Origin of the sequence: Agromyces rhizosphaerae, from assembly GCF_027925245.1 — a bacterium.
In the GTDB taxonomy this organism is placed as follows: Bacteria; Actinomycetota; Actinomycetes; order Actinomycetales; family Microbacteriaceae; genus Agromyces; species Agromyces rhizosphaerae.
Genome location: NZ_BSDP01000001.1, coordinates 3,348,072 through 3,361,426, shown reverse-complemented (window position 1 = coordinate 3,361,426; position 13,355 = coordinate 3,348,072). Strand labels below are relative to the sequence as shown.

Sequence of the window (13,355 nt, the reverse complement as noted above, 5' to 3'; positions counted from 1 at the left end):
GGAGTAGCGTGGGCACTGGTCGTGCCCGACCCGAGGGCGCGTCGGCCCGGGAGGTGTGGCAATGGCCTCGGTACCACCGGCACCGCTCTACACTCGGGCGTTCATCGCGCTCACCGCAACCGAGCTGCTGTACTTCACGGCAGTCGGCATGGCGCTCTTCGCGCTGCCCCTGTTCGTGACCGGGCCCGTCGCGGGCGACGAGGCCGGGGCGGGCATCGCGGTCGGGGCCTTCGCGGTCTCGGCGCTCGTGCTGCGGCCGTTCGCGGGCCGGCTGAGCGACCGGATCGGGCGCCGACCGCTCATCCTGGGCGGTGCGCTCATCGCCGCGGCCTCGCTGGGACTGCTCCTGGTCGCCGACGACCTGGTCGTCGTCGTGCTGCTCCGGCTCCTCGCGGGCGTGGCCGAGGCGGCGTTCTTCGTGTCGATCTTCGCCGCCCTGGCGGACATCGCCCCGCCCGAGCGCATGGGCGAGGCGCTGTCCATCAACTCGCTCAGACTCTACCTCGGGCTCGCGTTCGGCCCGCCGCTCGCAGAGGCGCTCATCGGCGCAGGCGGCTACGCCGCCGTCTGGATCGGGGCGACCGGGCTCGCGCTGGTCGCCGCCGCGCTCGGACTGGTCGTCGGCGAGACGAGCAGCGAGCGCACGCCCCCGGGCGCCCCGCTGCGCATCCTCCACCGGCCCGCACTGCCGATCTCGCTCGGCTTCCTCACCGCGCTCATCGCCATGGGCGGCTACCTCGCGTTCGCCTCGCTGCACGCCCTGGACGTCGGCATCGGCAACGCCAGCGTCGCGCTCCTCACCTTCGGGGTCGTGGTCGTCGTGTGCCGGATCGCGTTCGCGCGCGTGCCCGACCGGCTGCCGTCGCTGCCGCTGGGCGCGGCGGCGCTCGGCGCGATCGCGACCGGCCTGGTCATCGCCGCGCTGTGGCGCGACGTGGGCGGACTCGTCGTCGGCGCCATCGTGCTCGGCGTCGGCGTCGCGTTCAGCACGCCCGCGTTCTTCTCGGCCGTGTTCGCGACGGCGTCACCCGCCGAGCGCGGGCTCGCGTCGGGCACCGCGAGCGCGGCGATCGACCTGGGGCTCGGCATCGGCCCGATCCTGCTGGGCTTCGTCGCCGCGTCGTCGGGTATCCCCTGGGCGTTCGCGGTCGGCGCGCTCGTCGCGCTCGCAGGCGCCGCCTGGACGCTCGGCCTGGCCCGCCGCGCGCAGTCGACGCCTCCTGCGTGATCGACGCGGGGTGTCGGGGCGGCGCGGAAACGGCGCTCGGCTAGCCTCGTGCGGTGCCATTCGACAGCGATACCCACGACCGGTACGGCAGCGATGTGCTCGCGGGCGACTGGCGCGCACGCGGGCGCCGCACGATCCCCGAGGTGCCCGCCGAGCGCGACCTCGTGGTCGAGCGCGCCGACACCGGCTGGTGCGGCGCGGTCGTCGGGTTCGAGAGCCGGAACGTCGTGCTCGAGGACCGGCACGGCGCACGACGGCTCTTCCCGCTCGGCACCGGGTTCCTGGTCGAGGGCCAGCCGGTGAAGCTGACCGCGCCCACGATGCAGGCACCGGCCACCCGCGCCCGCACCGCGTCGGGCTCGTTCGCACCCGAGCAGCGCCGCGCCCGCACCGCCCGGGCGAGTCGCATCTTCGTCGAGGGACGGCACGACGCCGAGCTCGTCGAGAAGGTCTGGGGCACCGATCTCCGGGCCGAGGGCGTGGTGGTCGAGTACCTCGAGGGCGTCGACGACCTCGACGCGATCGTGCGCGAGACCGCGCCGTCGGCGGGCAAGCGCATCGGCGTGCTGGTCGACCACCTCGTGCCCGGTTCCAAGGAGCAGGCGATCGCCGACCGGGTCGCGCGCGGCCCGCACGGCGCGCACGTGCTCGTGGTGGGGCACCCCTACGTCGACGTCTGGCAGGCGGTGAAGCCCGCACGCCTCGGTGTCGACGCCTGGCCCGTGATCCCGAAGGGCACCTCGTGGAAGCACGGGGTGTGCGCCGCGTTCGGCTGGCCGCACGACGACCAGGCCGACATCGCGCGCGCCTGGCAGCGGATCCTCGGCGCGGTGCGCGACTGGAACGACCTCGAGCCGGCCCTCCTCGGTCGCGTCGAGGAGCTCATCGACTTCGTCACCGCGGGCGACGACCGCTGAGGGCGGCCGCCCCGGAGCATCCGCTCAGGCCAGCGTGGTGCCGAACGCGAGCCCCAGCACGTAGGTGACCGCTGCCGCGCCGAGCCCGATCGCGAGCTGGCGCAGCGCGCGCTTCGCGGGCGACGCCCCCGACAGGATGCCGACCACCGCCCCGGTGGCGAGCAGCGCCACGCTCACGAGCACGAGCGCGACCACCAGCGCCACCGTCCCATCGGCGCCGAACAGGTACGGCAGCACGGGGATGAGCGCCCCCGAGGCGAAGAAGCAGAAGCTCGAGATCGCGGCCGACATGCCCGTGCCCACGGCCTCGGCGTCGTCGTGGGCCGCCGGCATCGACCCGGAGGCCACGTCGCCCTGCGCGCGCACGCCCGCGATCACGCGCCCGGCGTGCGCGGTCGCCTCCTGCGGGTCCATCCCGCGGGCCCGGTAGACGAGTGCGAGCTCGTTCGCGTCGACGTCGAGGTCGGGCAGTGCGGCCCGCGCCGCGGGGTCGGGGGCGGATGCCTCGAGCAGCTCGCGCTGCGAACGCACCGACACGTACTCCCCCGCGCCCATCGAGAGCGCACCGGCCAGAAGCCCGGCGATGCCGGTGAAGAGCACCACGCTGCGGTCGACCCCGGTCGCCGCCATGCCGAGCACGAGCGCGAGGTTCGACACGAGCCCGTCGTTCGCGCCGAACACCGCCGCGCGGAACGTGCCCGAGAGCCGCCGGCGCCCCCGGGCGGCGAGCCCGCGCACGACCTCGCCGTGGATCTTCTCGTCGGCGGCCATCGCCCTGGTGGCGTCCGGGTCGTCGGCGTAGGGCGAGCGCGCCTCGGCCTGCTGCGCGAGCGCGAGCACGAAGATCGAGCCGAACCGCCGGGCGAGCCCGGCGAGCATGCGGGTGCGCAGGTCGGCCCGGGGCATCCGCCCGTCGTCGTCGCCGAGCAGGCGCATCCAGTGCGCCTCGTGGCGCCGCTCGGCCTCGGCGAGGGCGAGCAGGATCTCGCGTTCCTCTCCCGTGCGGCGCCCGGCGAGCTCGCGGTACACGGCGGCCTCGGCGCGCTCGTCGGCCAGGTACCGGCGCCACCTCGCTCGCGCGGCGGCGTCCGATCGTGCGTCCTGCGGCATGGAGCCTCCTCCTGACGGCCCGTGCGGCCGGCGACCACGCTAGTCGCGCGCCGCCGTCGACCCCATGCCGGCCCGCCCGATTGGCAGCATTTCGGAGCACCGAACCGCGCCCCGCCGCCGGCGCCGTCTGGCGCGCGTCACTGCACGAGCTCCTGCCACCCGTCGCCGTCGGCGTACTCGAAGATGAGGTTCGTCTCGGTGTGGGCGACCGCCGGATGGCCGGTGAGGTAGCTCAGCACGAACTCCCGCAGCTCGCTCGCGTCGCGCGCCGCGACGTGCAGCAGGTAGTCCTCCGCGCCGGCCATGTGGAACAGCCCGAGCACGCCCGGGAAGTGCGTGGCCGCGGCCCGGAACTCGTCGATCTCACTGCGCGCGTGCTTGACCAGGCGCACGGCGATGAGCGCCTGCAGCGACGCGCCGAGGGCCTCGAGGTCGATGTCGACGTGGTAGCCGCGGATGAACCCGCCTGCCTGCAGCTTGCGGATGCGCAACGACACCGTCGACTCCGCGACGCCCACCTCGGCGGCGAGCACCGACCCGGAGGCCCGGGCGTTGCGTGAGAGCGCGCGGAGGAGCGCGCGGTCGATGCGGTCGAGTTCGTTCGGCGTGGTGGTCATGCGCGCTCCGGATCGTCGGGGGCGGGTTCTGCCGCGCGGGTCGTCGCGGTGTTCGGTGCGGGGGCGGATGCCTGCGGCGATGCAACCTCGTCGACCAGCGCCGCGACCCGGATCGGCTCGGCCCGGTTCGTGATGCCGAGCGCGGAGATCACGCCGCCGATCGCGAGCATGACCGCCGTGGCGATCGCGGCCCGGTGGTACCCGACGACGTCGAGGGAGGCGCCCACGATCACGCCCGAGAACGCGACCGCGACGAGTCCCGCGATGCGGGCGACCGCGTTGTTGACCGCCGACCCGATGCCCGCGTGGGTCGGGTCGACCGCGCCGAGGATCGCGGACGTCAGCGGCGCCACGGTGATCGCCATGCCGAGCCCGAGCAGCAGGACGCCGGGGAGGAACTGGGTCCAGTAGAACGCGTCCGCGTCGACGGCGAGCGTGAGCAGGAAGCCGACGGCGGCGACCAGCGGGCCGACCGCCATGAACAGGCGCGGGCCGTACCGGCCGGCGAGCCCGCCGAACCACGAGCCGAGCAGCACGAGCATGACCGTGGGCGGCAGGGTCGCGAGGCCGGCCTGGAACGCCGTGTAACCGCCGACCTCCTGCACGAAGATCGTGATCGCGAACGGGCCGAAGGCGAAGCCCGCGTACACGAACCACGTCGACAGGTTGCCGATCGCGAAGTTGCGCGCCCGGAACAACGCGAGGGGCAGCATGGGCGCGGCGACCCGTGCCTCCCACCAGACGAAGAGCGCCAGGGCCGCGACGCCGACGACGAACGGCACGAGGATCACGGGCGACCCCCAGCCGAACCGGCCCTGCTCGATCAGGGCGAACACCGTGCCGCCCAGCCCGACGACGCCGAGCACCGCGCCGAGCCAGTCGACCCGCGGTCGGTCGAGCAACGGCTCGTCGCGTCCGAGCGGGCGCATGAGCACCAGCACGGCGACGATCGGCACGATGTTGACGGCGAAGATCAGCCGCCAGGACACGGCATCCACGAGGATGCCCCCGAGCAGCGGGCCGACCAGGAACGCCGAGGTGGTCCAGGCGGTCCAGCGGCCGATGGCGCGCCCCTGCTCGGGGCCCGAGAACGTCGAGACGATGAGCGCGAGCGAACTCGGCACCAGGAGCGCGCCCGCGGCGCCCTGCAGCGCGCGAGCGACCACCAGCACCTCACCGGTCGGTGCGAGCGCGCAGAGCAGCGAGGTCACGCCGAAGCCGTACAGCCCGATGCGGATGATGCGGAGCCGGCCGAACGAGTCCGACAGCGAACCCGCGATCAGGATGAGCGAGCCGAGGGTCAGCAGGTACGCGTCGACGACCCATTGCTGCAGCACGAGCCCCCCGCCCATCTGCTCCGAGATCGCGGGGAGCGCCACATTGGTGATCGCACCGTCGAGGAACGCGCAGAACGACACGATCACCGCGACGACGAGCACACGCGAGGATCGGCTCACGTGCTCACCCTAGCGGCGCGCCCTCAGTGGGACGAGAGCCGGGAGCGCAGCAGGTCGATCCGGGACTGGAGCTGCGTCACGCTGGCCTTCGAGACCTCGGGCCCGCCGCAGCGGCGGCGCAACTCGGCGTGGACGAGGCCGTGCGGTTCCCCCGACAGGCGCGACCACATGCCGACGAGGCTGTTGAGCAGCGTGCGCTGCTCCTTCAGCGTGCGGTAGAGCGCGACCGGCTGCTCGGGCTCGTCGGCGGCGGGGGCGGATGCCTCGCCCGAGCGCCGTCGCTGCCGCTGCCGCTTCTCCTGCCGGGCCTGCCGGTGGCGCAGCAGCTCGGACACCTGCTCCGGTTCGAGCAGGCCGGGGATGCCGATGAAGTCGTGCTCCTCGTCGCTGCCCGGCTCGGCGAGCGTGCCGAACTCGGTGCCGTCGTAGAGCGCACGGTCGAACGTGGCGCTCGAGCCGAGGGCCTCGTAGGTCCACTCCGATGCGAGCTCCTCGGAGGCCTGCTCCTCGCGGTTCGCCTCGGCGAGCAGGCCGTCGTCGAGCCCCGGGTCCTCGTCATCGCCCGACCGGCGGTCCAGCGCGTGGTCGCGCTGGCGCTCGAGCTCGCTCGCGAGTCCCATCAGCCCGGGCACGTTGGGCAGGAACACCGACGCGGTCTCACCGCGGCGCCGGGCGCGCACGAAGCGGCCGATCGCCTGCGCGAAGAACAGCGGCGTCGAGGCCGACGTCGCGTACACGCCGACCGCGAGGCGCGGCACGTCGACGCCCTCCGACACCATGCGCACCGCGACCATCCATCGCTGGGTGCCGGCCGAGAACTGCTCGATGCGCGCGCTCGCCTCGCTCTCGTCGGAGAGCACGACGGTCGCCCGCTCCCCCGTGATCCGCTCGAGGATCTCCGCGTAGGCACGGGCGGTCGACTGGTCCGTGGCGATCACCAGCCCGCCGGCATCCGGGATCGCGTGCCGCACCTCGATGAGGCGCCGGTCGGCGGCCTGCAGCACCGCGGGGATCCAGTCGCCCTTCGGCTCGAGCGCGGTCCGCCACGCGGCCGACGTGATGTCCTTCGTGTTGTCCTCGCCGAGCCTGGCCTCCATCTCGTCGCCCGCGCTGGTGCGCCAGCGCATGTGGCCGGCGTAGACCATGAAGATCACCGGGCGCACGACGCCGTCGGCCAGGGCCCGCCCGTACCCGTAGTCGTAGTCCGTGCGCGAGACGCGCACGCCCTGCTCGTCGGGCGCGTAGTCGACGAACGGGATGGGCGCGGTGTCGGAGCGGAACGGCGTGCCGGTGAGTGAGAGGCGCTTCGTGGCGGGCTGGAAGGCCTCGCGGATCGCGTCGCCCCAGCTGAGCGTGTCGCCGCCGTGGTGCACCTCGTCGAGGATCACGAGCGTGCGGCCCGACAGCGTGAGCTCGCGGTGCAGCGCGGGGCGCATGGCGACCTGCGCGTACGTGACCGCGACCCCGTGGAAGTGCCGCGCCTGGCTGCCGTGGGCGTTGCGGAAGCCGGGGTCGAGGCGGATGCCCGCGCGAGCGGCCGCGTCCGCCCACTGGCGCTTGAGGTGGTCCGTCGGCGCCACGACGGTGATGCGGTCGATCTCGTGCCGCGCGCGCAGCTCCGCCGCCAGGCGCAGCGCGAACGTCGTCTTGCCGGCGCCGGGCGTCGCGGCGGCGAGGAAGTCGCGCGGCATCGCCTCGAGGTAGCGATCCAGGGCCTCCGCCTGCCAGGCGCGCAGCTTGCTCGCGGTGCCCCACGCGGCGCGCTCGGGGAACGACGGTGAGAGGTGCTCGGCGGCCGAGGTGCCGGGCAGGTGTCCGGGAGGGGTCGCTGTGCTCACTCGACGAGAATCTACCGGCATCGACCGACACCCTCCGAATCGCGTCCGCGCATCCGAGCACGCGGGGCCCGGATGCTCCTGTGGACGGCAGAATGGGACCCATGGTCACCCAGCAGCACCCCTGGTCGCGGTACGTGGCGATCGGCGACTCCTTCACCGAGGGCATCGGCGATCCCGAGCCGGGCGTGCCCGGCGGGCACCGGGGATGGGCCGATCGCGTGGCCGAGGTGCTCGCGCGCGGCAGCGACGACTTCGCCTACGCGAACCTCGCCATCCGCGGCCGCCTGATCCAGCAGATCATCGACGACCAGGTCGAGCCGGCCCTCGCGCTCCGGCCCGACCTGATCACGATCTCGGCGGGCGGCAACGACGTGATCCGCCCCGGCACCGACCCCGACGAGATCTCGAGCCGCTTCGAGTACGCCATCCAGCGGCTCAGCCGCGACCGCGCGACGATCGTCATCTTCACCGGCGTCGACGTGGGCTTCTCGCCGGTCTTCCGCGGCATCCGGGGCAAGGTCGCGATCTACAACGAGAACCTGCGCTCGATCGCCGCGGCGCACGACTGCATCGTCGCCGACCAGTGGGCGCTGCACGAGATCCAGGACCAGCGCATGTGGGCTCCCGACCGGCTGCACCTGAACGAGCTCGGCCACCACACGGTCGCGCGCATGGTGCTCCAGGCGCTGAACGTCGACAACGACCTCGAGCCGATGCAGCCCGAGCCCCTCGAGCTGCGGCGCTGGCGGCACGCGCGCGTCGAGGACCTCCAGTGGGCGCGCGAGTACCTCGTGCCGTGGGTCATCCGCCGCATCCGCCACCAGTCGTCGGGCGACCTCGTGACGGCGAAGCGCCCGGAGGCGGGGCCCTACTCGGCCGGTCCGCTCGCCGACGACTGAGGGTCGAGCCCGCCCGGGTTCGACAGCCGCCACCAGGTGCCCGGGTCCTCGAGGGTGCCGTCGAGCGCGAGCGGCACCTCGACGACCTCGTCGCCGGCCCGCACGGTGATGCTGCCTGCGTCGGTGCCGTCCACCGCGAGCGCGAGCGGCCGGGCGTCGACCTCGATCGTGATCGGGGTGTCGCTCCAGACCAGCACGGATGCCTCGCCGGCGGCCCGCGCCACGGCGGTGTCGCCCCAGGCGGTGGCGTAGCCCGCGAACTCGTCGCCCGCGTCGATCACGTCGATCTCGTGGAAGCCCGCCGCGGTCGTGTCGAGCAGACCGGCGATCTCGGCGTTCAACTCGGGGTGCGTGTCGGCGCCGAGGGCCACGCCCACGAGCGTGACAGTGCGCGAGCCGACCTCGTAGTCGCCCGAGAACAGCAGGCAGGCGCCCGCCTCGACGGTCGTACCGGTCTTGATGCCGTCGACGCCGTGGGTGCCGAGCAGCTCGTTCGTGTTCTCGACGACCCCCACGGACGGGAGCACGGCCGACTCCTGGGCCACGATCGACGCGAGCGCCGGGTGCCGGAGCGCGAGCCTGCCGAGCTGCACGAGGTCGCTCGGCGTGCTGCGGCTCTCGGGCGAGAGCCCGCTCGTGTCGACCACGACGGTGTCGTGGAGCCCGTTGGCGTCGAGCCAGGCGCGGGCGGCATCGAGGTACGCCTGCTCCGACCCGTACGCCCAGATGGCGAGCGACTTGGCGTAGTTGTTGGCCGACGGCAGCATGACGGCCTCGAGGCTCTGGCGTTCGCTCAGCGTCGAGCCCTGGAACACGGGCGCGTTCGACCCGTTCTCGGCGATGGTCTGCCAGTAGATCTGCACGTCGGCGGCCGTGTACGCGATGTCGGGGCCCTGCTCGTCGGCGCCGAGCGGCTTCGCGTCGAGCACCACGAGCGCGGTCACGACCTTGGTGATGCTGGCGATCGGCACCGACTCGTCGGCATCGGATGCCGCGAGCAGCCCGTCGTCGTCCAGTTCGCCGATCGCGTAGGCGCCGACGTCGGGCGCGTCGAGCTCGGCGGCGGGTGCCGCGGCGACGTCGGGCACCTCGACGGTCGCGGCGACCTCGGGCACCTCCGCGTTCAGCGCGTTCGCCGTGTACACGCCGCCGGTGGTGACGGCCGCGACGAACAGCGCGAGCGCACCGAAGACGACGATGCGCCGACGACGGTAGACGCGCGGCGAGGCGCGATGCGAAGGCGGCACGCCCGTCATGCTAACCGTGCCGGGGGCGGCTCGTTCCCATCCGTGGAGAGCGCGTAGAGCGCCACCGCGCCGGCGGCGGCGACGTTGAGCGAGTCGACGCCGTGCGCCATGGGGATCGTGACGACGGCGTCGGCCGCGCGCACCGCTCGTCGGCTGAGTCCGTCGCCCTCCGCGCCGAGGAGGATCGCGACCCGCTCGGGGCGGGCGCGCGCGTACTCGCGCAGGCCCACCGCGTCGTCGGCGAGGGCGAGGGCGGCGAGTTCGAACCCGGCGCCGTGGAGCACCTCGCGCGTCTCGTCCCAGTCGCCGACGCGCGTCCAGGGCACCTGGAAGACGGTGCCCATGCTCACCCGCACGCTGCGGCGGTACAGCGGGTCGGCGCAGCGGGGCGTCACGAGCACCGCGTCGGCGCCGAGCCCGGCGACGCTGCGGAACACGGCGCCCACGTTGGTGTGGTCGACGATGTCCTCGAGCACGACGACGGTCCGGGCATCCGCCAGCAGCACAGCGGGGTCGGCGAGCACGGGGCGGTGCATCGCCGCCAGCGCGCCGCGGTGCACCCGGTAGCCCGTGACCTGCTCGACGAGCGCCGGTGCCGCGACCAGCACGTCGACGTCGAGCGGCTCGAGCTCCGGCTGCAGGTCGGGCAGCCACTTCGGCTCGAGGAGCACGGACCGCGGCCGGTGGCCCGCGGCGAGGGCCCGCCGGATCACCTTGGCGGACTCGGCGATGTACAGGCCCTCGGCGGGCTCACGCGCCGACCGCAGCGCGACGTCGGTGAGGTCGGTGTAGTCGCCGAGGAGCGGATGCCCCGGGTCGGCGACCTCCTGCACGCGCATGCCGCACCTCCTTCGTCGGCACCAGCCTGCCAGTGATGGAAACATTCCCGAAAACTTCGTCTGTCTAGACTTCCGACATGGAGTGCGAGCGAGCATGACCGCCGCGGTGGGGGCGCAGGGCGTGCGCGACGCGGGCCTCGACGAGGCCCTCGCGCTGATGAGCGGCGCCCGCATCGGGGTGCTCACGGGTGCGGGAGTCAGCACCGACTCGGGCATCCCCGACTACCGCGGCGAGGGCGCGCCGGTGCGGAACCCGATGACCTTCAGCGCGTTCCAGTCGTCGGAGACCGCGCGCAAGCGCTACTGGGCCGGCAGCCACCTCGGCTGGCGCAGCTTCGGCACGGCGACGCCGAACGCCGGACACGCCGCGCTCGTCGAGCTCGAGCTCGCGGGCCACGTGACCGGCGTGGTCACGCAGAACGTCGACGGGCTCCACCACCGCGCCGGCAGCCGGCACGTCGTGGACCTGCACGGCAGCATGGACCGCGTGGTCTGCCTCGACTGCGGGCAGCAGTACTCGCGGTTCGCGATCGCCGACCGGCTCGATGAGCTCAACCCGGCCTTCGCGCGCCCCGGAGCGGTGCGCCTCGCGCCCGACGGCGATGTGGAGGTCGAGGACGTCGACGCGATCGTGGTGCCCGCGTGCGAGGTCTGCGAGGGCACGCTGAAGCCCGACGTCGTCTTCTTCGGCGAGTTCGTGCCGAGCGACGTGTTCCAGGCGGCGTCCTCCATCGTGCGCAGCTCGGACGTGCTCCTGGTGGCGGGTTCGTCGCTCGTGGTGAACTCCGGCATGCGCCTGCTCGAGCAGGCGCGCCGCGCGCGCATGCCGATCGTCGTCATCAACCGCGGCATCACCAAGGGCGACAGCCGTGCGACCGTGAAGCTCGACTCCGGAACCTCGGAGACCCTCACGGGCATCGCCGACCACCTGCTCGGCCGCTGAGCCGTCCCGCGCGGGATCAGCGACCAGCGACGCGCCGCCCGCTCGAGCGCCCGCCCGATCGGCTCGACCGGCCGAGTGCCGCCGTCACCCCGGCGAGCGTCCCGCCGAGGCCCGAGAGCGCGCCCGTCAGGCCGTCGAGCACGCGAGCGCTCCCTCCCGTGCTCGCGGAGCGCCGGCCGCGTGCGGCCGGCCTCGGCCGGGCACGCCGGCCCTCGCCCACGACCTCGCGCATGAGCTCCAGCAGCCGTGCCGCCGAGCGGTCCCAGGCGAAGGCCCCCGCCCGCTCGAACGACGCGGCCGAGCGCCGCTCCCACTCCCCCGGTTCCTCGAGCGCGCGCACCTGCGCGGCGAGGCCGTCCGGGTCGCCGGTGGCGAAGTACCGCGCGGCGTCCCCGCCGATCTCGCGGAAGATCGGGATGTCGCTGACGACGACCGGCGTGCCGGCCCGCATCGCCTCGACGAGCGGGATGCCGAATCCCTCGGCCGAGGAGGCGTGCACGAGGGCGGTCGCGCCCGCGAGCAGCTCGCCGTACTCGGCGTCGGTCACGCCGTCGTGGAACACGAGCCGGGCCTGCGGCGCGAGGGCAGTGAGGCGACGGCGGTCGGACTCGGAGATGCGGCTCAGCAGGTGCAGCTCGTGGCCGGGCAGGCGCGCGGCGGCGAGCACGAGGGTCTCCACGCCCTTGTACGGCATGAACGAGCCCATGTAGAGCAGACGTCCGCGCGTCGGGACCCGCCGCGGCCGCCGCACCTCGACGAGCGCGTCCGCGGCGTTCGGCACCACGGAGACGGGCCGCTCGGTGAGGCCGTGCTCGGCGATCAGCGAGGCGGTGGTGTCGGAGACGGTGACGACCGCATCGGCGCGGTTCAGCAGCATCCGCTGCGGCCACCAGGCGAGGTGGTAGAGCCGCCAGAGCACGCGCACGAAGGCGGGCAGGTCACGCGGCGGCGTGGGGTGCTCGTAGTAGATCAGGTCGTGCAGCGTGAGCAGCAGCCGGTAGCGGCGTCCCCACGAGCCCATCGTCTGCATGGGCGAGAACACGATGTCGGGCTGCATCCGGTTGATCGTGCGCGCGATGAACGGCTCCATGACGCCGGTCGGCGACCCGACGACCACCCAGGGCAGGTCGGGCAGCAGCTCGAGCTGGCGACGATCGCTGATCAGCATCGTCACCGGGTGGAGCTTCGCGAGCTCGGCGACGATCCCGGCGGTGAAGCGGCTGATGCCGTCGTGCCGACCGATCCGGGTGTACCGGCAGTCGACCACGACCCTCACGCGGCATCCCCCCGGGCGACGCGCGCCTCGAGCCCGGAGAGGAACGCCCGGATGTACCCGGCCGCCGCGCCGGGCGTCTCGTAGTGGATCAGGTGGCCGACGCCGTCGATGACGCGCAGCCGCGAGTCCGGCAGCAGTTCCGCGAGCCGGTGCTGGGCCTCGAGGGGCGTGATGTCGTCGCGCTCGGCGGCGACGAGCAGCACGGGGACGCGCACCTCGGCGGCGTAGTCGGAGACGTTGCTGCCCACGCTCGCCCGGAACGCCTCGAGGAGCATCCTGCGGTCGTGGAACACCGAGAAGTACCGGTCGTGCTGGCCGTGGATGAACCGGCGGAGCCCGCGGTCGCCCGTCTTCGCCATGCTCATGCTCATCACGCGCACGATCGCGCGGTTGCGCAGCAGGGCGAAGCCCATCCGCTCCGGCAGCAGGGCCGCGAGGCGGTAGTAGGCGATGGCCGCCTTGGTCAGCACCGCGCGCGGGCCCTCGAGCGCCGGCGCGGCGATCGGGTTGACGAGCACGACGGCGGATGCCTCGAGCCCGCCGGCCACGGCGGCCGCGACCACGATCGAGCCGAACGAGTGGCCGAGCACGACGGGAGGCTCCGTGAGCTGCTGATGCGCGACGAACTCCCGCAGCCAGGCCGCGTAGCCGTCGATGTCGTGCGTGCCCGGCAGCGGGCCCGAGGCGCCGAAGCCGGGCAGGTCGGGCGCGAGGATCCGCACGCCGTCGAGTTGCGCCACGACCGGCTCCAGCCCGTGGTGGTCGCCGCGGAAGCCGTGGACGAGCACCATGGTGCGCAGCGCGTCGGGGTCGCCGTAGTCCCACCAGCGGGTCTTCGCTCCCCCGATGGTTGCGGTGCGGCGCCGGACCGGGGTACGCCGGAGCCCGGCGGCATACGGGGAGTCGACGATCATCGCACCCAGTGTAGGGGCGCTCGAGCGGGCGTCCGGACGGACGCCACTCCGCTGTGGGTACCGATCGATG

Annotated in this window: 11 protein-coding genes and 1 pseudogene; 4 read left to right on the top strand and 8 right to left on the bottom strand. The window is 73.7% G+C overall.

Going from position 1 to position 13,355, the window contains the following annotated elements; translation table 11 throughout:
• Positions 1-61: 61 nt before the first annotated feature.
• Together QMG39_RS15855 and QMG39_RS15850 are read left to right on the top strand one after the other, a co-directional pair.
• On the top strand, positions 62-1,228 hold the full coding sequence (locus QMG39_RS15855) for an MFS transporter (RefSeq protein WP_281886680.1): 1,167 nt from the start codon (positions 62-64) through the stop codon (positions 1,226-1,228).
• 53 nt (positions 1,229-1,281) lie between these two features.
• The gene (locus tag QMG39_RS15850) at positions 1,282-2,145 is read left to right on the top strand and encodes a DUF3097 domain-containing protein (protein WP_281886678.1); all 864 of its coding nucleotides are present in this window, start codon (positions 1,282-1,284) and stop codon (positions 2,143-2,145) included.
• A 24-nt stretch (positions 2,146-2,169) separates the two neighbouring features.
• Here QMG39_RS15850 and QMG39_RS15845 read toward each other — a convergent pair whose 3' ends face one another.
• The 4 genes from QMG39_RS15845 to QMG39_RS15830 form a co-directional block, all read right to left on the bottom strand.
• Positions 2,170-3,255, bottom strand: coding sequence for a VIT1/CCC1 transporter family protein (locus tag QMG39_RS15845; protein WP_281886676.1), 1,086 nt, complete (start codon positions 3,253-3,255; stop codon positions 2,170-2,172).
• A gap of 137 nt (positions 3,256-3,392) precedes the next feature.
• Positions 3,393-3,872: an Lrp/AsnC family transcriptional regulator gene (locus QMG39_RS15840; protein WP_281886674.1), complete on the bottom strand. Its 480-nt coding sequence runs from the start codon at positions 3,870-3,872 to the stop codon at positions 3,393-3,395.
• Positions 3,869-5,329 carry an MFS transporter gene (locus tag QMG39_RS15835; RefSeq protein WP_281886672.1) on the bottom strand — a complete coding sequence of 487 codons (1,461 nt, stop codon included), beginning with the start codon at positions 5,327-5,329 and terminating at the stop codon, positions 3,869-3,871. The genes QMG39_RS15840 and QMG39_RS15835 overlap by 4 nt, the downstream gene beginning before the upstream one ends.
• Positions 5,330-5,352: 23 nt before the next feature.
• Positions 5,353-7,188: a DEAD/DEAH box helicase gene (locus QMG39_RS15830; RefSeq protein ID WP_373878335.1), complete on the bottom strand. Its 1,836-nt coding sequence runs from the start codon at positions 7,186-7,188 to the stop codon at positions 5,353-5,355.
• Positions 7,189-7,268: 80 nt separating this feature from the next.
• On the opposite strand from QMG39_RS15830, the gene QMG39_RS15825 reads away from it, so the two are divergent.
• Entirely contained in the window at positions 7,269-8,066 is a 798-nt protein-coding gene (locus tag QMG39_RS15825; protein WP_281886668.1) for an SGNH/GDSL hydrolase family protein, read from the top strand.
• On the opposite strand, the gene QMG39_RS15820 is transcribed toward QMG39_RS15825, so the two are convergent.
• Both QMG39_RS15820 and QMG39_RS15815 read right to left on the bottom strand, forming a co-directional pair.
• Positions 8,036-9,313, bottom strand: coding sequence for a D-alanyl-D-alanine carboxypeptidase family protein (locus QMG39_RS15820; RefSeq protein ID WP_281886666.1), 1,278 nt, complete (start codon positions 9,311-9,313; stop codon positions 8,036-8,038). The two genes, QMG39_RS15825 and QMG39_RS15820, sit on opposite strands and share 31 nt — an antisense overlap.
• A 5-nt stretch (positions 9,314-9,318) precedes the next feature.
• Positions 9,319-10,152 carry a TrmH family RNA methyltransferase gene (locus QMG39_RS15815; protein ID WP_281886664.1) on the bottom strand — a complete coding sequence of 278 codons (834 nt, stop codon included), beginning with the start codon at positions 10,150-10,152 and terminating at the stop codon, positions 9,319-9,321.
• A 94-nt stretch (positions 10,153-10,246) separates the two neighbouring features.
• Between QMG39_RS15815 and QMG39_RS15810 the strand changes: the two genes are divergently transcribed.
• The gene (locus QMG39_RS15810) at positions 10,247-11,095 is read left to right on the top strand and encodes a Sir2 family NAD-dependent protein deacetylase (protein ID WP_281886662.1); all 849 of its coding nucleotides are present in this window, start codon (positions 10,247-10,249) and stop codon (positions 11,093-11,095) included.
• 202 nt (positions 11,096-11,297) lie between these two features.
• Here QMG39_RS15810 and QMG39_RS15805 read toward each other — a convergent pair.
• Positions 11,298-12,371 (bottom strand): annotated as a pseudogene (locus tag QMG39_RS15805) (glycosyltransferase family 4 protein); the annotation flags it as partial.
• Positions 12,368-13,285, bottom strand: a complete 918-nt coding sequence (locus tag QMG39_RS15800; RefSeq protein ID WP_281886660.1) for an alpha/beta fold hydrolase — start codon at positions 13,283-13,285, stop codon at positions 12,368-12,370. The gene QMG39_RS15800 and the pseudogene QMG39_RS15805, both read right to left, overlap by 4 nt.
• Positions 13,286-13,355 lie beyond the last annotated feature (70 nt).